We start from the raw sequence: 18,115 nt of genomic DNA on the forward strand, positions 1-18,115 counted from the left end.
GCAGGTCTCTCCCCGCGTGCCCGAAGTGAAATCACGCGGTATGGGTCCCGGCCTTCGCCGGGACGACGTGGGGTTAGAGCTTGCCATCACCATCACCCTCCCTGCCGCGGCGTGATGATCTCGATCTCGTCGCCGGCCTTGAGGTGGGTCTCGGCCCAGCGGCTTTTCGGCACCACGTCATAATTGAGCGCGATCGCGAAATGCGTACCCTCGTAGTCGAGCTCGCTGAGCAGCGCGTCCACGCTGGCCGCAGTGATTTCGCGGTGCTCGCCATTCACGATCACGCGCATTGCATCACCTCATTGTCGATCTGGCCGCGCTCGACATAGGCGAGCGTCAGCTCGGCAAGCGCCGGCGCGATCAGGAAGCCGTGGCGGTAGAGCCCGTTGACGGCGATGGTCTCGCCGCGGACGCCGATGCGCGGCAGATTGTCGGGGAAGGCGGGGCGAAGGCCCGAGCCGAACTCGACGATGCGGGCCTCGCCGAAGGCCGGATGCACGGCATAAGCCGCGCCCAGCAGCTCCAGCGCGGAGCGCACGCTGACGCCGGTGTCCTCGGCCTCGATCGAGGTCGCGCCCAGCATGAACAGATTGTCTTCGCGCGGGATCACGTAGAGCGGCCAGCGCGGATGGATCAGCCGCACCGGGCGCGCGAGCTGCACCTCGCTGCTCTCAATCAAAATCATCTCGCCCTTGACGCCGCGAAGCTCGCTTTGCTCCTCGCGCGCGGACAGGCCGCGGCAGTCGATCACGAGGCCGTCGAGGCCTTGCAAATCTTGGGCCGTGACGTCGCTGTCGAACTTGATGGTGCCGCCGGCGGCGCGGATGCGCTCGTGCAGTTTTGGTAACACGCGGCGCGGCTCGACATGGCCCTCGGTCGGGAAGAACAGCGCGTCGCGGAAGCGGCCCTCCAGCGACGGCTCCAGCGCGGCGAGAGCGGCGGCATCGAGCCGGCGGTGGCCTTCGGTCATGCGCGCAAAGCGCTCGAAATCGTTGCGCTCGCGCGGATGCGCCACGACGAGCGAGCCGTTGAACGGCGTGTCCGGCAGTTCGCGCCGCCAGATGTCGAGCGAGCGCAGGCCGAGCCGGCTGATGATCGGCTCGGAAACTTCCGCCTCGCAATAGGGCGCGAGCATGCCGCCGGCCCAATGGCTGGTGGAGTCAGTCATGGCGGCGTCGCCGCGCTCGTGCAACGTCACGGTATGGCCGGCCTGCGCGAACAACAGCGCCTGCCAGGCTCCGGCAATGCCTGCACCGATGATGGATACCGGGGAATCCGGTCGCTTGGTCGTCTGCAACATCCCTGTCCCTTCGCCGGCATGACCCGGATCAGGTTCAAAGGGTCACCGCGGTCCTGGGCCGGCTTGCTGAAGTGCAGGCTTGCCCATTTAGCGGTATCTCAGCTCCTCCTCGGAGCACCCCTCGGAACGGCTCTAATGTAGGCCAGTGACGGCCTGTGTCAACGCATGTTCCCGGGAACCTGCGCCCGCGCATTGCGGACGTGCTGGGCCAGCTTCCGGTGCGGCACGGCGCCTAACATCGGCTGCGGATTGCCGTTCGGCTCCAGCCAGGTCTCATTGCTCGCCTGTTGCACGGCCTGTTGCGCCGTTTCCTGGCGCTGCCGCTTTGCAACGTAGTAATAGCCGCCCGCGAAATAGCGAATGGCTCGGGCGTGGTCGCCATTGGCGGCGTGATAGGCGCCGGCGAGGTATTTCACCGCATAGGTGAGATTGGTGTCGGGATCGCGCAGGCCCGCGGCATCGCCGGTGTAGCCAAGCCCGCGGGCGGTCGCGAGCTTGATCTGCATCAGCCCGATCGTGCCGCCACGGCCGATCAGCTGCGGCTGATAGCGGCTCTCGCGCATGATGACGCGATGCACCAGCACCTCCGGCACGCCGTTGGCGCGCGCATGCGCCGCGACCATCTCGGCGTATTCGGCCTCGCCCGCGAAGGCGGCCTGCGGCGACACCAGTCCGGCCGCAATGAACGCGGCAATGCGTAAAATCTTCATCAGATATCCCAGATGTCCCTGAGTAACCTGCGCCTGGCTGCCGTTAGGCCTCCCGAACGCGGCGATGATGTGACCGAACGCCGCCGTTAACGATTGTGCGGCGCAGAGCCGTTGTTACGACTCAAAGGTCGCGTAAGGGTTCCCGTCGGGTCGAAAAGCCCGCTCGCGACAGCACGTCTGTCTATTCGCGCTGGTCTGCGAAAGCGAGTACGAACGGCCTGCGAATCGGGAGAGGTGCCATGACAAAATCAACCATGGTCAATGCGCACGCCGGCGACATCCCAAGACAAAATCCCTGCGCCCAATGCGGCACGCTGATCGCACAGCCCGACTGGATCGAGCCCGGCGAGGGGCGCATCTCATATCTCTGGATCTGCCGCGCCTGCGACTATCACTTCGAGGCGGTGGCGATCTTTGATGAGATGGCCGTCGCGCATCCGCCGCTGGCCGCTTAAGCGGAGATCTAAGCCGCAATCCGCGGCTGCTGCCACACCGGCAATTGCATCCGCACGATCAGCCCGTGCGGCTCGCGGTCGTGCAGCGACAGCTGGCCGCCATGGGCGATCGCGATCGCGCGCGCAATCGACAGGCCGAGCCCGAAGCCGGTGGAATCGTCCATGGTGCGGGCGTCGTCGCCGCGCACGAACGGCTCCAGCATCTCCTGCTTGCGCGCATCCGAAATGCCGGGGCCGTCGTCCTCGACGTCGATGACGAGTTTCGTGCCGGCGACATCGAGGCGGATCGTCACTTCGGCGCCGAAGCGTACCGCGTTCTCGACCAAATTGGTGACGCCGCGATGCAGATCGTCGGGACGCGCGACGGCGGTTGCAGAGAGCGGACCGTCATAGTGCACGACGTGGCCCATGTCGCCGAACTGGTCGGCGATGAGCTGCAATGTGCTCGCGATGTCGACCAGGGTCACGGCTTCGATCTTGCGGTCGTTGCGCAACAGCGACAGCACCGATTCCAGCATCGAGCGCATCTGGTCGAGATCGATCAGCATGCGTTTGCGGTTGCCGTCGTCCTCGATGAACTCGGCGCGCAGGCGCAGCCGCGTGATCGGGGTGCGCAGATCGTGGCTGATCGCCGCCAGCATCCTGGTACGATCCGACATCAGTCGCGCGATCCGCTCATGCATGCGGTTGAGCGCGCGCGCGACCGAGCGGATCTCCTCCGGGCCGCGCTCGGGCAGCGGATCGGCCGCCCCGTCGAGGCTGAAATTCTCGGCGGCCTTGGCGAACGACGACAGCGGCGCGGCCAGCGCGCGTGCCGCCCACAGGCCCAGCACGCTGATAGAGATGAATGCGGTCATCAGCGTCACCAGCCACGGCGCACCCCAGAACCAGGGCCGCGGGCCGTTGTCGACATGGCCGGCGATCACGGTGCCGTCGGGCAATTGCACGCCGATGCGATCCGCGCCGCCGTCGTCGGACGCAAGCTGCACCACCTTGTAGCCGCGGCCGAGGTGACGGCGCATCCCGTGCAGGTGCTGGATCTCGCTGTCCTCGACGACGCTCACCGTGCCGGACGCATGCGTCTCGATATTGAGCTTCGGGAAGGCGCGCGCGAGATCGGCGACGAGGCGCGGCCGCTCGCTCTCGCTTGCGGAGCCGAGCAGCAGTGCGGCGTCCGCCAATTGCGGGGCGCCGTCCGGCGGCGTGTCCGGGCGGTCCGGCCGGCTGATCAGGAAAGCGGTGGTGACGACGAGATGCAGCGTCACGGTCGAAGCCAGCACCAGCCCGGCGATCTGCCCGCCGATGCCCTTGAGGTGAAAGAACCCGAACGGCCTCATGGTCGCACGCCCCGTCAGTTGCTCAGGGGCGCCGTGACCGCTTCCGCGCTCGCTGCTTCTGTTCTCGGCGTGAACAAATAGCCGCCGGAGCGCACCGTCTTGATGATGGTCGGATCCTGCGGATTGGGCTCGATCTTGCGGCGGATGCGGCTGACCAGCACGTCGATGGAGCGTTCGAACGAACCGGTGTTGCGGCCCTGGGTGAGGTCGAGCAGGCTGTCGCGCGACAGCACGCGGCCGGGCCGCTCGCAGAATGTCCGCAGCAGATCGAACTCGGCGCTGGTCACCGCGACCCGCGCGCCGTCCGGATTGCGCAGCTCGCGCAGTCGCAAATCGATGCGCCAACCTTCGAAGGCGAGTGCAGAGGCGCCTTCGATCGAGCTTGCAGCCTGCGCGGAAGCCTGGCGGCGCAGCACCGCGTTGATGCGGGCGAGCAGTTCGCGCGGGTTGAACGGTTTTGGCAGATAGTCGTCCGCGCCCATCTCGAGGCCGACGATGCGGTCGACGTCCTCGCCGCGCGCCGTCAGCATGATGATCGGCGTCTGCGCCTCCGAGCGCACCTTGCGACACAGGCTGAGGCCGTCCTCGCCGGGCAGCATGACGTCGAGGATGATGAGATCAACGCGGTGATCGGCCATGGCACGCGACATCTCGCGGCCATCGCTCACGGCGGTGACGTTGCAGGAGTTGTTGCGCAGGTACTTCGCAATCAACGTCCGGGTTTCGCGGTCGTCTTCGACGACCAGGATGTTGGGAGAGGGGTTCGCCATGGGCTTTGTTTGTCCAAGATTCGGGCAAAAAGGCGAAGATTTTTGTTTCAGACTGTTTCTGAATGTTTTTCCGCAACACCCGGCAACGACTGGGCAGTGGAACGGCAAGCTCCCGTTAAGACCGTTAACCATATTGTGGCCGGGTCAAGCAAGAAACCCCGCAAATCCACGGAGCCATCATGACCTCCATTTCGGCGGCCTCCGCCGGCAATTATCAGTCCCCGCTGCAAAAGCTGCAGCAGGAGCTGCAATCCGAAGTGTCCGACGGGACGGTTTCCTCCTCGGACCAGTCCGCGCTCACGACCGCCCTGCAGGACATCGATTCGGCGCTTCAGCAGAGCAAGTCCGGCGATCAGTCGAGCGGCACCAAGCCGTCCAAGGACGGCCTGAAGTCGAAGATCGACGACCTCATCTCGAACGAGGTCTCGAACGGGACGCTGACCTCCGACCAGGCCACCGAGCTGAAGGGCGTGTTTCAGTCCGCCTTCGGCAAGGGTCCCGGTGGTGCGGGTGGTGCAGGCGGCCCGCCGCCCGGTCCACCGCCGTCGGATGACAGCTCGTCTTCGGATTCGTCGTCCACGGATTCGACGAGCAGCAGCTCGACCGAGTCCAGCACGGCCAAGATCCTCGAGCAGTTCCTCCAGGCACTCCAGCAGTCGCAGTCGTCGAGTTCGTCTTACGGCGCCAATGGCAGCACGACGACCTCGTCGAGCAGCTCCGATTTCTCGGCACTTCTGATCGACTACCAGAGCTGACCGGAGCGACGCCGGTTGGCGCATTCCTCGCCGCGATCGTGCTTCACCCAGGGCGCATGATCGTCGGCGGGGAACTGTGCATCTCGAACGTTCCTGTGTGACTTGCCTGAGTAGTCCGGGAACTTTCGTCGCGACGCAGTGCCATCATCACGCGACGAAATTGCCGCAGCTCAGGAACTGCGCGTGATCGTGGCTGTTCTCTCTGCACAAGTTTGCTGAAGGAGAGGACAACATGTTGATGAAATCGATCGCCGCCGGCCTTGCCGGCACCGCGCTGTTTGCGACCGTTGCGATTGCGCAAGCGCCGACCGCCACCACAGACAAGACGCCGACCGCGGCCACCACCGCGACGACAACCACCACGACCGCTTCCGGCGAGTGGCGGGCGTCGAAAATGGCTGGCCTGAAGATCTATAACGACGCCCACGAGAATATCGGCTCGATCAACGACCTGCTGATGGACAAGAACGGTGACGTCAAGATTGCGGTGATCGGCGTCGGCGGCTTCCTCGGCATGGGCGAGCATCTCGTCGCCGTGCCCTATGACAAGCTGAAATTCGTCAACGAGGCTGTGGCCTATACCGGCACCGGCACGAATCCGAACGCCAGGCCAGCTGCGACCACCACCACAGGCGCCGCGACCGGCACCGACAAGACCGTAACGACGAGCACGACCGCGTCGTCCACCTCCAAGTGGTATCCGGACCACGCGGTGTTCAATGCGAGCAAGGACGAGCTGAAGAACATGCCCGAGTTCAAGTACGCGGAGTAATGCGGCCCGCGTGAGTGTCTAAACGAAGCGCGCCCGGTTTTCACCGGGCGCGCTGTATTCTTGTCATTGCGAGGAGCTCGCGACAAAACTGCGCAGCAATTTTGCGCTGATGCGACGAAGCAATCCAGGCTGTTACCGCGGAGGGACTCTGGATTGCTTCGCTGCGCTCGCAATGACGGATAACCTCAATTTCCCTTCACCAGCGGGCAGCCGCCCTTGTCGAGCGGGCGGAAGGCTTCGTCGCCGGGCACGGTGGCGATCAGCTTGTAGAGGTCCCACTCGTTCTTGGACTCTTCGGGCTTCTTCACCTCGAACAGATACATGTCGTGGACCATGCGGCCGTCGATGCGGATCTTGCCGTTCTTGGCGAAGAAGTCGTTGACCGGCGTGGCGCGCATCTGCTCCATCACCTTCGGCGCCTCGTCGGTCTTGATGGCCTCGATCGCCTTCAGATAGTGCATGGTCGCCGAATAGAGGCCGGCCTGGATCATGGTCGGCATGTGGCCGACTTTTTCGTTGAAGCGCTTCGAGAAGGCGCGCGTCTCGTCGTTCATGTCCCAGTAGAACGCGTCGGTGACGATCAGGCCTTGCGTCGCCTTGACGCCGAGCGAGTGCGTGTCGGTGATCTCCTGGAGCAGCGCGATCATCTTCTGGCCGCCCTGGACGAGTCCGAACTCGGCGGCCTGTTTCAGCGCGTTGGTGGTGTCGCCGCCGGCATTCGCCAGCGCGACCACCTTGGCCTTGGAGGCCTGGGCCTGAAGCAGGAAGGACGAGAAGTCCGACGAGTTGAGCGGGTGGCGGACCTCGCCCAGCACCTTGCCGCCGCTCTCCTTGACGACGTTGGCGGCGTCACGCTGAAGCGCCATGCCGAACGCGTAGTCGGCGGTGACGAAGAACCAGGTGTCCTCGCCGCGCTTGACCATCGCCTTGCCGGCGACGTTCGACAGCGCATAGGTGTCGTAGGTCCAGTGCACCGTGTTGGGCGAGCAGGCGACGCCGGTGATGTCGGACGATCCGCCGCCGGAATTGATGTTGATCTTGTTCTTCTCGCGCGTCAGCGCCGAGATCGGCAGTGCGACCGAGGACGTCGGCACGTCGAAGATCGCATCGACCTTCTCGTTGTCGTACCAGTTGCGGGCGATGTTGACGCCGACGTCGGGCTTGTTCTGGTGGTCGGCGGCGACCACTTGCACGGGCTTGCCGGCGACCTTGGCGCCGTAATCGGCGACCGCCATTTCCACGGCAGCGAGCGAGCCCTTGCCGGTCGCATCCGCATAGAGGCTCGACATGTCCGTGAGCACGCCGATCTTGACGACGTCGTCGGAAATCTGCGCCTGCGCCGTGCCGCATGTCGCGGCGATGGCGAAGCTGGCCGCGACAGCGGCAATGAGTTTTTGCATGGTGTTGTTCCCTCAGCGTTGTTGTTTTGGGTCTTGTTGCAAGGAGGTTCTAGCCGCAATCGACGCCGGCCGCAAAGCCAAGGACGTGCGGGGAGATTGAGAATAAGTAGGGGGCAGCGGTGTTAACCCTGTTCCCTTGTGCGCGAGAATGCTCGCGCATCGCGAGCGCGGGTAAGGGGTTCTATCCGCGAGTGATCTGGCTCGCGATGAATTCGCGGAGGCAGATCCGGGCGCCGCCCTTTACGCGCTGCTGCCCTTGAGCCGTTCGTTGCGTCGGCGCAAGCCTTCCAGGGTGGCGAGGAGGATGACCGATACCGTCGTCAGAATCACCGCTGCTGCCGTGATGGTCGGGCTGATGTTCTCGCGGATGCCGCTGAACATCTCGCGCGGCAGGGTGCGCTGCTCGGGACCTGCCATGAACAGCACGATCACGACCTCATCGAAGCTGGTCGCGAATGCGAACAGCGCGCCCGACGCCACGCCGGGCAGGATCAGCGGCAGGATCACGCGGCGGAACGCCTCAAGCGGCGAGGCGCCAAGCGAGGCGGCGGCGCGAGCCAGATTGGTGTCGAAGCTTTGCAGCGTCGCGCCGACCGTGATCACCACAAAGGGCGTCGCCAGCGCGGTGTGGGCCAGGATCAAGCCGAGATAGCTGCCGGTCAGTCCGATCGGCGCGAAGAAGAAATACAGGCCGACCGCGGTGATGACACCGGGCACGACGACCGGCGACAGCACGAAAGCCAGCACGAGCGGTTTGAACCGGCTCTTCCACTGCGCCAGCCCCAGCGCGGCCAGCGTGCCGAGAACCATCGACAGCAGGGTGGAGGCGACGCCGATGATCATGCTGTTCTTCAGCGAATTCATCCAGCGCGGCGAATTGATGAAGTCGTCGTACCAGCGCAAGGAGAAGCCCGGCAGCGGATAGGTCAGGTACGAGCCCGAGCTGAAGGACAGCGGCATGATCGCGAGGATTGGCGCGATCAGGAAGATGAACACCAGCGTGGAGATGGCGATGGTCGCAGTCCACGCGATGCGCTGGCTGGGCGTGCGCAGGGAGGGATTATCGCTCAATTCTTCATTCCTCCCGTGACCTGCTGACCCTGCACCAGCTTGCCGTAGACGAGAGCGAGCAGAACAGTGGCCAGCAGCAGCACCGCGCCCAACGCCGAAGCAAGGCCCCAATTGGCGGTCTCGGTTGTGTAGAGCGCGATGAAGTAGCTGATCATCTGGTCGGCGGCGCCTCCGACGAGTGCCGGCGTGATGTAGTAGCCGAGCGCCAGGATGAAGACGAGCAGGCTTCCGGCGCCGATGCCGGGCAGGGTTTGCGGCAGGTAGATCCGCAGGAAGGCGGTGGTCGGTGGCGCACCGAGCGAGGCGGCGGCACGCATGTAAGCAGGCGAGATCGCCTTCATGCTGCTGTACAGCGGCAGGATCATGAACGGCAGGAGAACGTGGGTCATGGCCACGCAGACACCGAAGCGATTGTAGATCAGGCGCAACGGCTCGTCGATGATGCCAAGCCAGTGCAGGCTGTCGTTCACGACGCCCTTGCTCTGCAACACCACGATCCAGGCGCAGGTGCGGACCAGAAGCGACGTCCAGAACGGCAGCAGGACGAAGATCATCAGCAGATTCGAGCGGCCCGGCGGCAGCGTCGCCAGCAGGTAGGCGACCGGGAAGCCAAGGATCAGGCAGAGTGCCGTGACGCCAAGGCTGATGAGGAAGGTGCGGGCGAAAACGTCACGGTAGATCGCCTGATCCGGCGGGGCTGCGACGATCGCGCCGTCCACGTTCCGCGTCAGGTCGAGTGCCGCCAGAAGGTAGAAGCCGGTCACTGGACCACTGGCGTCCTTGATCGTCGTCCAGGTGGTACGTTCGCGCCAGGCCGGGTTGATCTTGCCCAGCGTCTCCTTGGCGGTGCCCGACTCCGGCACCGCCTTCAGATTGCGTGCCGTGCTGGTCAGGATCGTGCGGAAGCCGTTCATTGCGTAGTTGAGCCGCTTGGCCGCGATGGCGATGGTGCCGGAGGCGCGCGCCGCCAGGATGTCGCTTGCCAGCGCCGCGTAGGCCTTTTCGTCCGGCAGGTCCTTGCCGTCCCAGCTGGCGAGAGCAGCTATTGTTTGAGGTAGAGCCTGACGCACTTCCCTGTCATCGAGCGCGCGCCACAGCATGCCGGCGATCGGGCCTGCGAAGGTGAAGAGCAGAAACAGCAGAAGCGGCAGAACCAGCGCCAATGCCTTGACCTGGCGTGTCCGCTCCGCTCGCCTCAATCGGCGCTTGAGCGGGACTTCGGTCGATGCATCGGCGCCGGTCAAGAACGCATCCGTCATTGGTCGAGCCTTCGGTCTAGCCTTGGGTCGAGCCCTGCGGGGCGCGCTACTTCGCGGCCCATTTGTTGAAGCGCTCGGTCAGGCGGTCGATATTCTCGAGCCAGAAGGCAACGTTGATTTCGACCGCGTTCTTGATGTTGTCAGGCGCGGTCGGCAGGTCCTTCAGAACCGCGGGCGCGAGCAGAGCGGCTGCGTCCTTGTTCGAGGTGCCATAAGCAATGTTCTCCGACAGTTTGGACTGGTTCTCCGCCTTGCCTGCGAAGTCCAGGAACTTGTAGGCCGCGTCCTTGTTCGGGCTGCCCTTCAGGATGACCCAACTGTCGAGGGTGAAGAGCGCTCCGTCCCACACCATGCCAAAATTCTTCTTCTCGCTCTTGTTCGCGGTGTCGATGCGGCCATTGTAGACCGAGGTCATCACGACCTCGCCAGAGGCGAGCAATTGCGGCGGCTGAGCGCCGGCCTTCCACCAGACGATGTCGCCCTTGATGGCGTCCAGCTTCTTGAACGCGCGCTCGATGCCCTCGTCGGTCGCCAGCACCTTGTAGACGTCCTTCGGTGCGACGCCGTCAGCCATGAGGGCGATCTCCAGCGTGGTCTTCGGGCCCTGACGCAAGGCCCGCTTGCCCGGAATCTTCTTGATGTCGAAGAAGTCGGCCCAGCCGTGAGGGGCGTCCTTCAGCTTGTCCTTGTCGTAGCCGAGAACGAAATCGTAGAGGATGGCGCCGACGCCGCAGGGATTGACTGACGGCGGGATATAGGCGGCCTCGCCGCCGATCTTGGAATAATCCAGCTTCTCGAACAGGCCTTCCTCGCAGCCGACCGCGAGTTCGTCGCTCTCGACCTGGACGACGTCCCAGGTGGCGGCGCCGCCCTGCACCTTGGCGCGCAACACGCCGACGCCGCCGTCCCAGGACTCGTCGTTCATCGGCGCGCCGGCTGCCTTCTTGAACGGCTCGAAATAGACCTTCTTCTGGGCATCCTGATACGCGCCGCCCCACGACACCACGGTGAGGTCACGCGCATGCGCGACCGTGGCCAGCGCAGCGCTGGCGCTGAACGCTGCGACGAAACCCAGGGCAATCTTGCCAATCTTGCGCTTCAGCATGGCCTTTGTTCCTTCTTCATATCAGTTGCGTTGAGGTTGATTGATGCCGGTGCCGCTTGTGTTGGATCAGACGGGATCGAGGGCCAGGCAGTCCTCGGGGCGGAAGGTGATGAACACGCTTTCACCAGGTCTTAGGTTGCCAGGTCTTGGGCTGCCAGATATTGGGCTGTCATGTGCGCCTGGCTGAAGCTTGACCATGAACTCCCCGTTGCCGGCGACATCGAGCACGGCCAGCGCGTGGTCGCCGAGATAGATGGTGTTACGCACCTTGGCCGGCAGGTGGTTCGGTCCCTCGCCGGTGCCGTCCGTGACAATGGCGATCCGCTCCGGCCGCACCGACAGGGAGGTCGATGCGCCCGCGCCTGATACATTGACCGCCCGTGCGGTCACGGCGCCGCCACCCGCCAGCGCGACGCGGCAATATTCTTTTTCGACAGTCTCGACGGTGCCGGCCAGCACGTTGTTCTCGCCGATGAAGTGGGCGACGAAGCTGTTCACCGGATGCTCATAGAGCGCATCGGGCCTGTCGATCTGCTGCACGATGCCGTCGTTGAACACGGCGATGCGGTCCGACATGGTGAGCGCTTCACTCTGATCGTGGGTGACGTAGACGACGGTGATACCCATCGTCTCGTGCAGTTGCTTGATCTCCAGTTGCATCTGCTCCCGCAGGCGCTTGTCCAGGGCGCCCAGGGGCTCGTCCATCAGCACGAGTTGCGGATTGAAAACCAGCGCGCGGGCCAGCGCCACGCGCTGCTGCTGACCGCCGGACAGCTGCCCGGGGCGCCGCTGCGCCAGGGTTTCCATCTTGATCATGCGCAACGCCGCTTTGACGCGTTCCTGCGCTTCCGCCTTGTTCGTGTTGCGAACGGACAGCGGGAAAGCGATATTCTCCGCGATCGTCAGGTGAGGAAACAAGGCATAGTTCTGGAACACCATGCCGATGTCGCGCTTGTGGGGCGGGACGTTCTTGATCGACCGGTCAGCGAGGTAGATCTCGCCCTGGGTCGGAACCTCGAAGCCAGCCAGCATCATCAGCGTGGTCGTCTTGCCCGAACCCGACGGGCCGAGCAGGGTGATGAACTCGCCCTTCCTGATGTCGAGATCGAGGTTCTTCACCACGAGGTGCTCGCCATCATAGGTCTTCTGAATGCCGGAAAAGCGCACCAGCGCCGACGCGGCTGTGACCATGCCGGCTTCCATGTCGTCCTCGCGTCATCAGCTACAGTGCTGTCAGCACCTCGTCCGAGGTTGCGAGGAATAGCTTAGCATCGTCCGACGAGAATGCCAGCGGCGCAAGCGACGAGCGCGCGGGCCCGGTGAGGGGAGGCGCGCTACATCCCCGACAGCTTCGTCACATACACGTTCAGTGTACCGCCGGCTTCCGCGACGATGCGCAGTGTCTTGGAGTCGAAGGCGATGTCGGCCAGCGTCAGGCTTTCGATCTTGGCGTCCACGCGCAGGCCGTCCTCGCTCTTCTGGTAGTCGGCGATCACGGCCGCGATCTTCTCGCGCGCGTTGGCGGCGATCGGCTTCAGGTCGAGCGACGCCTTTTGCACCAGTGCCTGTTGCATCTGCGGTACCACCGCGCGCGCAGCAGCCCCGAGCAGGCCGAACGCGGCTTCGGATTCCACCGCGAGCTGGATGTCGGCGAGCCGCAGAGTCTGCTGCTCCTGGTCGAGCATCGGCCGCCCCCAGATGTGCACGGTCGCCTCGGCGCCGAGGCCGAGCCAGCTCTTCTTCTCCTTGGCGCGCACCAGCAGCGAGATCAACAGCCGCTCGCCCGACGGGATCACGTTGACGCTCTTCACGGTGACGTCGACCGGACCGGAGCCGTCCTCGGGATAGGTGTGGCCGACCATTTGGGCTGCGATCAGCTTGTTGATCTCGGTGAAGGGTATGTCGATCGGCACGCCGATGTTCACGCCGGTGCCGGTCGGCGGCACGATCGAGATCTTGTCGGGGAACGGGCAGTCCGGCTTGGTCTGCGCCGTGGTGACGCGCGTCTCCGCCTCGAGCCCCAGAAGCAGCGTCACGGCCTGCGCGTCGACGCGCGGCTGCGCCGCGATTGCCCGCACCGGCTTCATCTCGAGCCAGAGCGGCGGCAGCGTGGCCGAGGATCCCGTGCCTTGCAGCGGGATCGAGCGGCAGGCCTTGGCCCATTGGGTCTTCGCGTTGTCGCGCAAGCTCGGGTCGTTGCGAATACGCTCGGAGACGGCGTTGAGCTGTTCGCCGACCGTCTTGTCGATCAGCGGCTTGACCTGCGCCGGCACGTTGACCTTGGCGCCAGCGACCGACAGATCGGTGTTGCCGAGATTGACCTGCGCGCCGAGATTGGGCTCGAGGTGCCAGTTCGCCGCGAGCTTCGGGCGCGAGGTCACGACCACATTGCCCTTGATCTCGGCGCTTGCATTCAGGTTCTTGATGTTGACCGCGCCGATCCGTTTTGCCGCGTCACCGCCGAGCACGCTGCCCAGCGCATCGCCAAGCGCGCCGGTGGCTTTCGACGACAGCGACCCCGTCACGTTCAGCTTGCCGGTGAGCGGCGTCGATAGCGTCAGCACGTCCTTGTCGCCCGTGGTCGATATCGGTCCGCGCACAGCCGTCCAGCCGATATCGGCGTTTTGCAGGATCTGCGAGATCGGATTGTCAGCCTTGCCGGCGAAATTGCGCGGCGAGGCTTTCTCGGCCTGGTCGCGGATGGCCGACAGCGCGATCGCCACCGGCGCCACCACGATCGAGTTGCGCGAGGTGGGCGGCAGCGGCGGCAGTTGCGCGATCGCCGGCGCCGGATTGGTCGCGCGCGGCGATAGCCAGTCCATCGCCTTCAGGCTGACGAAAAACGACGCCGCAAGGACCACGACGGCAATCAGGACAGTCTTCAAGTTCAACGTCAGACGCATCTCACCCCCAGGCCGCCCCGGTTGGGATTCTATAGGGCTGCCGAGGAGGGCGCTAGAGCGCACCGATGGGGTGGAATTGGGGCGAATGGGTTTAACGGCTGCCACCTTGCCGTGACCGTCTATTCCTCATTGAGGATCACCTCGCCTGGGACGGCGGACCGCCCTCACCTTGCCGGCGCTTCCGCCGCCGCAGAACAAGCGATCGCCGCCGTCGGACTCCAGTCCCGAGACCATTGTCCCGGACGGCAGGTCGAGCTGCTCCAGCACCTTTCCGGTGTCGGGATCGATCCGCCGCACGTCGCTGTCGTCGCCTTCCCAGGTGCCGTGCCAGAGTTCGCCATCGACCCAGGTCACGCCAGTGACGAAGCGCTTGCTTTCGATGGTGCGAAGCACCGCCCCCGTGTCCGGATTGATCTGATGGATCTTGCGCTCGCGATACTGTCCGACCCAGAGCGAGCCTTCGGCCCAGGCCAGGCCGGAATCGCCGCCGCCACCCGGCGCCGGGATGGTGGTCAGCACCTGGCCGGTCGCGGCGTCGATCTTCTGGATGCGATCCTCGGCGATCTGGAACAGGTGCCGGCCGTCGAACGCCGTTCCTGCATGTGCGGCGACATCGAGCGAGCGGGAGATCTTGCCGTTCGCCGGGTCGACCGCATTCAACTTGTCGCCCGATGCGAACCAGACATGGGTGCCGTCATAGGTGACGCCATGTACGTTCTCGATGCCTTCAAAAGGCCCGTACTCCCGGATGATCTCGGCGGCTGAACGTTTCATGGCTTGGTCCTTGTGAGGCGATCCATCATCTTACGTCTTCAGCAGCGGTCCGGGGAGTAACAAGCCTGTCGGGAAGCCGGGGACAGGCGGGGTCATCCAGCGGCGCGCCCGGCCGTGTCCGAACGACTGCACCTTGTTCGATCGCGCGAGCTCCTCGAGCGCCCGTTGCACCGTGCGCGTGCTCATGCCAAGCGCAAGCGCGAGCGCCGAGCTCGACCAGGGCTCGCCGTCGGCGAGAATGGCGAGGACGGCGGCGTGCTTTTCCTCGACGGGCCGCGCCAGCACGAGGACGTCGCGCGTCTTCCGCGGCGCCAGAACAAAACCCAGCTTCGTCGCGCTGATTTCGGCCAGCGGCTTGAGCTTGGTGCGGAGCCGCCCGATCTCGACGCGCAATCGCGCGCGGTGCGACTCATCGGCGTGCTTCGCTTGAAATGCACCTGATATCAACGCCTCTCGCGAGACATCCGCGGGCCATGCCTGCGCCAGGAGACGGGCGAGCGCGAACAGCACTGGCCGCGTTCCGAACGACACGACAGTGCCTTGCCTGCGCACGACATGATGGAAGGTGTCCATGACGAGCGCTGTCGAGGTCGCCAGTCTTTCGACCTCTCCGAGCAACAACGGGTGTTCGCTGCCGCGCGCGATCAGGCGCGCGGCCGGCGTGTCGAGGACGAGATTCGCAGCGTTGACCTCGGCCACGAGCGCCGGGATGTTAGCCAGCCGCGCTGCGCGAGCCGCCAGGTCGAGCGCCGCGCGTGCATCTTTTGTTTTCAGCCGCCTGATTGCGATGCCGGCGACCACCAGCTCGCGGACGACCTGAGATGCAGGCGGGAGCGGGGAGGCGGGAAGCTCGGCCAGCGTCCGCTCGGCGTCGTCGGGGCGTCCGATCAGAAGCAGGCGGCGCGCCTCGATATGGCCTGCATGGGCGGCATTGGCGAGATCGCCATGCCGTTCGAGTGTCGCCCGCGCCGCCGCGAGCGTCCGCGCCGGCCAGCTCAGGTCGCGCGAGACGAGCGCGATCTCGGCCTCGGCCACCACGCATCTGGCGCGCGCGACGGCCTCTCTCGGCCCGAAGGCGCGCGCCGCGCTTCGCAGCAGTGCCTTGGCCCGAACGAGATCGCCGAGCTGCGCCATCGCGATGCCGCGCAGCGCGAGCGAGGGCGCATCGTTGCGGAGCGCCACGCGGTTCAACGCGCCGAGCGGATCGCCGGCTTCGAGCGCACGCGCGGCGGCGGTGATCAGCGACTCCATGAAAATCCCGCCACACTTGTTACTCCCACCGCGCCATCGTCCGGTGCGAGAACTGGCTCACGGCCGACGATGTGCGGTGAGACGCGCTTCGGTCTGCGCCGGTGCGGCGCAGGACGATCGCCCAAGCAAAAGGTTCGGAGAGCCATGACGACAGCCACTAAATCAGCCCAGGACAAACGGAACAACGGACAGCCCGCCATGCAAACACCGCCAGTGGTGTCGCCGCAGGACTGGGAGGCAGCCCGTCAGCAACTGCTCGTGAAGGAAAAGGCGCATACCCGCGCCCGCGACGCTCTCGCCGCCGAACGCCGGCGCATGCCGTGGATGGAAGTCGACAAAACCTACGCATTCGATGTGCCTGCGGGCAAGGCCAGTCTGCTCGATCTGTTCCAGGGCCGGCGGCAGCTCATCGTCTACCGGGCCTTCTTCGAGCCGGGCGTGTTCGGCTGGCCCGACCATGCGTGCCGGGGCTGCTCCATGGTGGCCGACCAGGTCGCCCATGTCGCCCATTTGAACGCCCGCGACACCACGCTCGTCTTCGCCTCCCGCGCGCCCCAGGCGGATATCGCGCGGCTGAAGCAGCGGATGGGCTGGGAGATTCCGTGGGTCACCATCACCGACAGTTTTGACGCCGATTTCGGCGTCGGCGAATGGCACGGGACCAACGTGTTTTTCCACGACGGCAATCGCATCTTCCGCACCTACCTCATCAAGAGCCGTGGCGACGAGCAGATGGGCGGCACCTGGAACTATCTCGACATCACCCCGCTCGGCCGCCAGGAGCCCTGGGAGGATTCGCCGGCGGGCTATCCGCAGTCCCCGACCTATAAATGGTGGAACTGGAACGACAGCTACGCGGAAGGTGCTGCGCCCGACAAAAAATGGGTCGAGGTGTCGGACGCCGGCGAGATCGCGCTGCGCGCGGCCGGCGCGCAGTGACCGAGACCCATCCCGCCAGCCCGGTCGCCGGCGCCGTCGGTGATGGCAGAGAGGCTGTGGCCGCATCTCACCTCGCCGGATGGCTGGGTCTTGCTGCCACCCCGACCTTCGCGATCATGGCCGTGCTGACGGCTGTCTTTGGCGGCGGTCCGGCGGAGATGCTCTGCGCCGCCGGACACGGGCTGTCCGTCGGCGGGATGGTGCCGATGTATCTGCTGATGAGCGCGTTTCATGCAGCGGCGTGGCTGAGGCTGGTTTCGGAGCGACGAGGTGGGGGCGGGAGGTGAGGAGCCCCCGCCCGCGTGAACGCCTCGTCCTTCGAGACGACCGCTCCGCGGTCTCCTTGAGGAGCCCGCCCTTGCGGGCGTCTCGAAGGATGGCCGTGATCACCGGCGAAAAACGAAAACGGCCCCGGTCTCGCCGGGGCCGTTCGCATCTCAATTCTATTCGCCGCCTACCGCGTTGCAGCTCCGAGGTCCGCGCGGCGCTCGCTCATCGGCAGCACGATCACCTTGGTGCCGACATTGACGCGGGAGTAAAGGTCGGAGACGTCCTCATTGGTCAGGCGGATGCAGCCGGAGGAGACGTGCTTGCCGATCGTGTCGGGGGCGTTGGTGCCGTGGATGCGGTAGACGGTGCCGCCCAGATACATGGCGCGCGCGCCGAGCGGGTTGCCGGGGCCGCCGGCCATGTGGCGCGGCAGATAGGGCTGGCGCTGGATCATCTCCGGCGGCGGGGTCCAATCCGGCCACTCGGCCTTCTTGGTCACCGACTGGGTGCCGGACCAGGTGAAGCCGTCGCGGCCGACGCCGATGCCGTAGCGGACAGCCTGGCCGTTGCCCAGCACGTAATACAGATAGGTGTTGGGCGTATCGATGATGATGGTGCCGGGCGCCTCGCGCGTGGCGTAGCTCACGGTCTGGCGGCGGAAACGCGCCGGCGTCTCGACGGCGTCCTGATCCTCGGACGGCGCGGCCTGGTACGGCGCCGCCTGATAGGGTTGAACCGGCGCAGTGAACTGCGGCAGCGGCTGGAAGAAGGGGAAGAGCTGCACGGGCGCGGCCTTGGCCGGGCCGGCAAACGCGATTGCGGTCACAGCCACGGCACTGAGCGCCACGGCGCGCGAATAGTTCTTGAACGTGTCCAGATTGAACATTGGTCGCCCCTGTTTGCGCGGTGTTTCTTGGTCACCCGGCACCGTTTCGGTGCTCCGTTGCCTAATTCACTAACGGCAAAAAGTTTCGGGACGTTTGCGCGGAAAACCGAAAACGGTTTCGTCGCGGAAAGGATTGTTTCATGACAGTTTCGTGGCCC

At 65.2% G+C, this 18,115-nt stretch carries 19 protein-coding genes and 1 riboswitch; of the genes, 5 read left to right on the plus strand and 14 right to left on the minus strand.

Annotation, left to right across the window (positions count from 1 at the left end; translation table 11 throughout):
• Positions 1-92: 92 nt before the first annotated feature.
• The 3 genes from thiS to ACPPVR_RS10200 all read right to left on the minus strand — a co-directional run bounded on the left by thiS (position 93) and on the right by ACPPVR_RS10200 (position 2,010).
• Positions 93-290 (minus strand): sulfur carrier protein ThiS, encoded by a 198-nt coding sequence (gene thiS, locus ACPPVR_RS10190; RefSeq protein WP_426614096.1) that lies wholly within the window; start codon positions 288-290, stop codon positions 93-95.
• Positions 281-1,300, minus strand: coding sequence for an FAD-dependent oxidoreductase (locus ACPPVR_RS10195; RefSeq protein WP_426614097.1), 1,020 nt, complete (start codon positions 1,298-1,300; stop codon positions 281-283). The genes thiS and ACPPVR_RS10195 overlap by 10 nt, the downstream gene beginning before the upstream one ends.
• Positions 1,288-1,432, minus strand: a riboswitch (TPP riboswitch). Its footprint overlaps the gene before it by 13 nt.
• A 26-nt stretch (positions 1,433-1,458) precedes the next feature.
• A complete protein-coding gene (locus tag ACPPVR_RS10200; protein ID WP_426614098.1) occupies positions 1,459-2,010 on the minus strand; it encodes a transglycosylase SLT domain-containing protein in 552 nt (183 codons plus the stop codon).
• A 239-nt stretch (positions 2,011-2,249) separates the two neighbouring features.
• On the opposite strand from ACPPVR_RS10200, the gene ACPPVR_RS10205 reads away from it, so the two are divergent.
• The gene (locus ACPPVR_RS10205) at positions 2,250-2,465 is read left to right on the plus strand and encodes a hypothetical protein (protein WP_426614099.1); all 216 of its coding nucleotides are present in this window, start codon (positions 2,250-2,252) and stop codon (positions 2,463-2,465) included.
• An 8-nt stretch (positions 2,466-2,473) separates the two neighbouring features.
• Here ACPPVR_RS10205 and ACPPVR_RS10210 read toward each other — a convergent pair whose 3' ends face one another.
• Together ACPPVR_RS10210 and ACPPVR_RS10215 are read right to left on the minus strand one after the other, a co-directional pair.
• Positions 2,474-3,802, minus strand: coding sequence for an ATP-binding protein (locus ACPPVR_RS10210; protein ID WP_426614100.1), 1,329 nt, complete (start codon positions 3,800-3,802; stop codon positions 2,474-2,476).
• A 14-nt stretch (positions 3,803-3,816) separates the two neighbouring features.
• Positions 3,817-4,572 carry a response regulator gene (locus ACPPVR_RS10215; protein WP_426614101.1) on the minus strand — a complete coding sequence of 252 codons (756 nt, stop codon included), beginning with the start codon at positions 4,570-4,572 and terminating at the stop codon, positions 3,817-3,819.
• Between the two features lie 179 nt (positions 4,573-4,751).
• Between ACPPVR_RS10215 and ACPPVR_RS10220 the strand changes: the two genes are divergently transcribed.
• Together ACPPVR_RS10220 and ACPPVR_RS10225 are read left to right on the plus strand one after the other, a co-directional pair.
• A complete protein-coding gene (locus tag ACPPVR_RS10220) occupies positions 4,752-5,327 on the plus strand; it encodes a hypothetical protein (protein WP_426614102.1) in 576 nt (191 codons plus the stop codon).
• Between the two features lie 232 nt (positions 5,328-5,559).
• On the plus strand, positions 5,560-6,099 hold the full coding sequence (locus tag ACPPVR_RS10225) for a PRC-barrel domain-containing protein (RefSeq protein ID WP_426614103.1): 540 nt from the start codon (positions 5,560-5,562) through the stop codon (positions 6,097-6,099).
• Positions 6,100-6,284: 185 nt separating this feature from the next.
• Here the strand turns inward: ACPPVR_RS10225 and ACPPVR_RS10230 are convergent, their stop codons facing one another.
• The 8 genes from ACPPVR_RS10230 to ACPPVR_RS10265 all read right to left on the minus strand — a co-directional run bounded on the left by ACPPVR_RS10230 (position 6,285) and on the right by ACPPVR_RS10265 (position 15,862).
• Positions 6,285-7,499: an ABC transporter substrate-binding protein gene (locus tag ACPPVR_RS10230; protein ID WP_426614104.1), complete on the minus strand. Its 1,215-nt coding sequence runs from the start codon at positions 7,497-7,499 to the stop codon at positions 6,285-6,287.
• Positions 7,500-7,739: 240 nt separating this feature from the next.
• Positions 7,740-8,570 (minus strand): ABC transporter permease, encoded by an 831-nt coding sequence (locus ACPPVR_RS10235; protein ID WP_426614105.1) that lies wholly within the window; start codon positions 8,568-8,570, stop codon positions 7,740-7,742.
• On the minus strand, positions 8,567-9,829 hold the full coding sequence (locus tag ACPPVR_RS10240; RefSeq protein ID WP_426614106.1) for an ABC transporter permease: 1,263 nt from the start codon (positions 9,827-9,829) through the stop codon (positions 8,567-8,569). The genes ACPPVR_RS10235 and ACPPVR_RS10240 overlap by 4 nt, the downstream gene beginning before the upstream one ends.
• Positions 9,830-9,875: 46 nt before the next feature.
• A complete protein-coding gene (locus tag ACPPVR_RS10245) occupies positions 9,876-10,934 on the minus strand; it encodes an ABC transporter substrate-binding protein (protein WP_426614107.1) in 1,059 nt (352 codons plus the stop codon).
• Positions 10,935-11,000: 66 nt separating this feature from the next.
• A complete protein-coding gene (locus ACPPVR_RS10250; protein ID WP_426614108.1) occupies positions 11,001-12,137 on the minus strand; it encodes an ABC transporter ATP-binding protein in 1,137 nt (378 codons plus the stop codon).
• Between the two features lie 131 nt (positions 12,138-12,268).
• Entirely contained in the window at positions 12,269-13,837 is a 1,569-nt protein-coding gene (locus tag ACPPVR_RS10255; protein WP_426614109.1) for a DUF4403 family protein, read from the minus strand.
• A 126-nt stretch (positions 13,838-13,963) separates the two neighbouring features.
• A complete protein-coding gene (locus tag ACPPVR_RS10260) occupies positions 13,964-14,611 on the minus strand; it encodes a glutamine cyclotransferase (protein ID WP_426614110.1) in 648 nt (215 codons plus the stop codon).
• Positions 14,612-14,641: 30 nt separating this feature from the next.
• The gene (locus ACPPVR_RS10265) at positions 14,642-15,862 is read right to left on the minus strand and encodes a helix-turn-helix domain-containing protein (RefSeq protein WP_426614111.1); all 1,221 of its coding nucleotides are present in this window, start codon (positions 15,860-15,862) and stop codon (positions 14,642-14,644) included.
• Between the two features lie 144 nt (positions 15,863-16,006).
• On the opposite strand from ACPPVR_RS10265, the gene ACPPVR_RS10270 reads away from it, so the two are divergent.
• Together ACPPVR_RS10270 and ACPPVR_RS10275 are read left to right on the plus strand one after the other, a co-directional pair.
• Positions 16,007-16,801 (plus strand): DUF899 domain-containing protein, encoded by a 795-nt coding sequence (locus ACPPVR_RS10270; protein ID WP_426614112.1) that lies wholly within the window; start codon positions 16,007-16,009, stop codon positions 16,799-16,801.
• The gene (locus tag ACPPVR_RS10275) at positions 16,744-17,088 is read left to right on the plus strand and encodes a hypothetical protein (protein ID WP_426614113.1); all 345 of its coding nucleotides are present in this window, start codon (positions 16,744-16,746) and stop codon (positions 17,086-17,088) included. The genes ACPPVR_RS10270 and ACPPVR_RS10275 overlap by 58 nt, the downstream gene beginning before the upstream one ends.
• 167 nt (positions 17,089-17,255) lie before the next feature.
• Here the strand turns inward: ACPPVR_RS10275 and ACPPVR_RS10280 are convergent, their stop codons facing one another.
• Positions 17,256-17,957 carry a L,D-transpeptidase gene (locus ACPPVR_RS10280; protein WP_426614114.1) on the minus strand — a complete coding sequence of 234 codons (702 nt, stop codon included), beginning with the start codon at positions 17,955-17,957 and terminating at the stop codon, positions 17,256-17,258.
• Positions 17,958-18,115: the final 158 nt, after the last annotated feature.

It is taken from the genome of Bradyrhizobium sp. McL0616 (assembly GCF_049993385.1).
GTDB lineage: Bacteria > Pseudomonadota > Alphaproteobacteria > Rhizobiales > Xanthobacteraceae > Bradyrhizobium.

What these genes read in the sequence shown, in the direction of transcription:
- thiS (WP_426614096.1), bottom strand. Translation starts at nt 290, where the DNA reads ATGCGCGTGATCGTGAATGGCGAGCACCGCGAAATCACTGCGGCCAGC.
- ACPPVR_RS10195 (WP_426614097.1), bottom strand. Translation starts at nt 1,300, where the DNA reads ATGTTGCAGACGACCAAGCGACCGGATTCCCCGGTATCCATCATCGGT.
- ACPPVR_RS10200 (WP_426614098.1), bottom strand. Translation starts at nt 2,010, where the DNA reads ATGAAGATTTTACGCATTGCCGCGTTCATTGCGGCCGGACTGGTGTCG.
- ACPPVR_RS10205 (WP_426614099.1), top strand. Translation starts at nt 2,250, where the DNA reads ATGACAAAATCAACCATGGTCAATGCGCACGCCGGCGACATCCCAAGA.
- ACPPVR_RS10210 (WP_426614100.1), bottom strand. Translation starts at nt 3,802, where the DNA reads ATGAGGCCGTTCGGGTTCTTTCACCTCAAGGGCATCGGCGGGCAGATC.
- ACPPVR_RS10215 (WP_426614101.1), bottom strand. Translation starts at nt 4,572, where the DNA reads ATGGCGAACCCCTCTCCCAACATCCTGGTCGTCGAAGACGACCGCGAA.
- ACPPVR_RS10220 (WP_426614102.1), top strand. Translation starts at nt 4,752, where the DNA reads ATGACCTCCATTTCGGCGGCCTCCGCCGGCAATTATCAGTCCCCGCTG.
- ACPPVR_RS10225 (WP_426614103.1), top strand. Translation starts at nt 5,560, where the DNA reads ATGTTGATGAAATCGATCGCCGCCGGCCTTGCCGGCACCGCGCTGTTT.
- ACPPVR_RS10230 (WP_426614104.1), bottom strand. Translation starts at nt 7,499, where the DNA reads ATGCAAAAACTCATTGCCGCTGTCGCGGCCAGCTTCGCCATCGCCGCG.
- ACPPVR_RS10240 (WP_426614106.1), bottom strand. Translation starts at nt 9,829, where the DNA reads ATGACGGATGCGTTCTTGACCGGCGCCGATGCATCGACCGAAGTCCCG.
- ACPPVR_RS10245 (WP_426614107.1), bottom strand. Translation starts at nt 10,934, where the DNA reads ATGCTGAAGCGCAAGATTGGCAAGATTGCCCTGGGTTTCGTCGCAGCG.
- ACPPVR_RS10250 (WP_426614108.1), bottom strand. Translation starts at nt 12,137, where the DNA reads ATGGAAGCCGGCATGGTCACAGCCGCGTCGGCGCTGGTGCGCTTTTCC.
- ACPPVR_RS10255 (WP_426614109.1), bottom strand. Translation starts at nt 13,837, where the DNA reads ATGCGTCTGACGTTGAACTTGAAGACTGTCCTGATTGCCGTCGTGGTC.
- ACPPVR_RS10260 (WP_426614110.1), bottom strand. Translation starts at nt 14,611, where the DNA reads ATGAAACGTTCAGCCGCCGAGATCATCCGGGAGTACGGGCCTTTTGAA.
- ACPPVR_RS10265 (WP_426614111.1), bottom strand. Translation starts at nt 15,862, where the DNA reads ATGGAGTCGCTGATCACCGCCGCCGCGCGTGCGCTCGAAGCCGGCGAT.
- ACPPVR_RS10270 (WP_426614112.1), top strand. Translation starts at nt 16,007, where the DNA reads ATGACGACAGCCACTAAATCAGCCCAGGACAAACGGAACAACGGACAG.
- ACPPVR_RS10275 (WP_426614113.1), top strand. Translation starts at nt 16,744, where the DNA reads ATGGGTCGAGGTGTCGGACGCCGGCGAGATCGCGCTGCGCGCGGCCGG.
- ACPPVR_RS10280 (WP_426614114.1), bottom strand. Translation starts at nt 17,957, where the DNA reads ATGTTCAATCTGGACACGTTCAAGAACTATTCGCGCGCCGTGGCGCTC.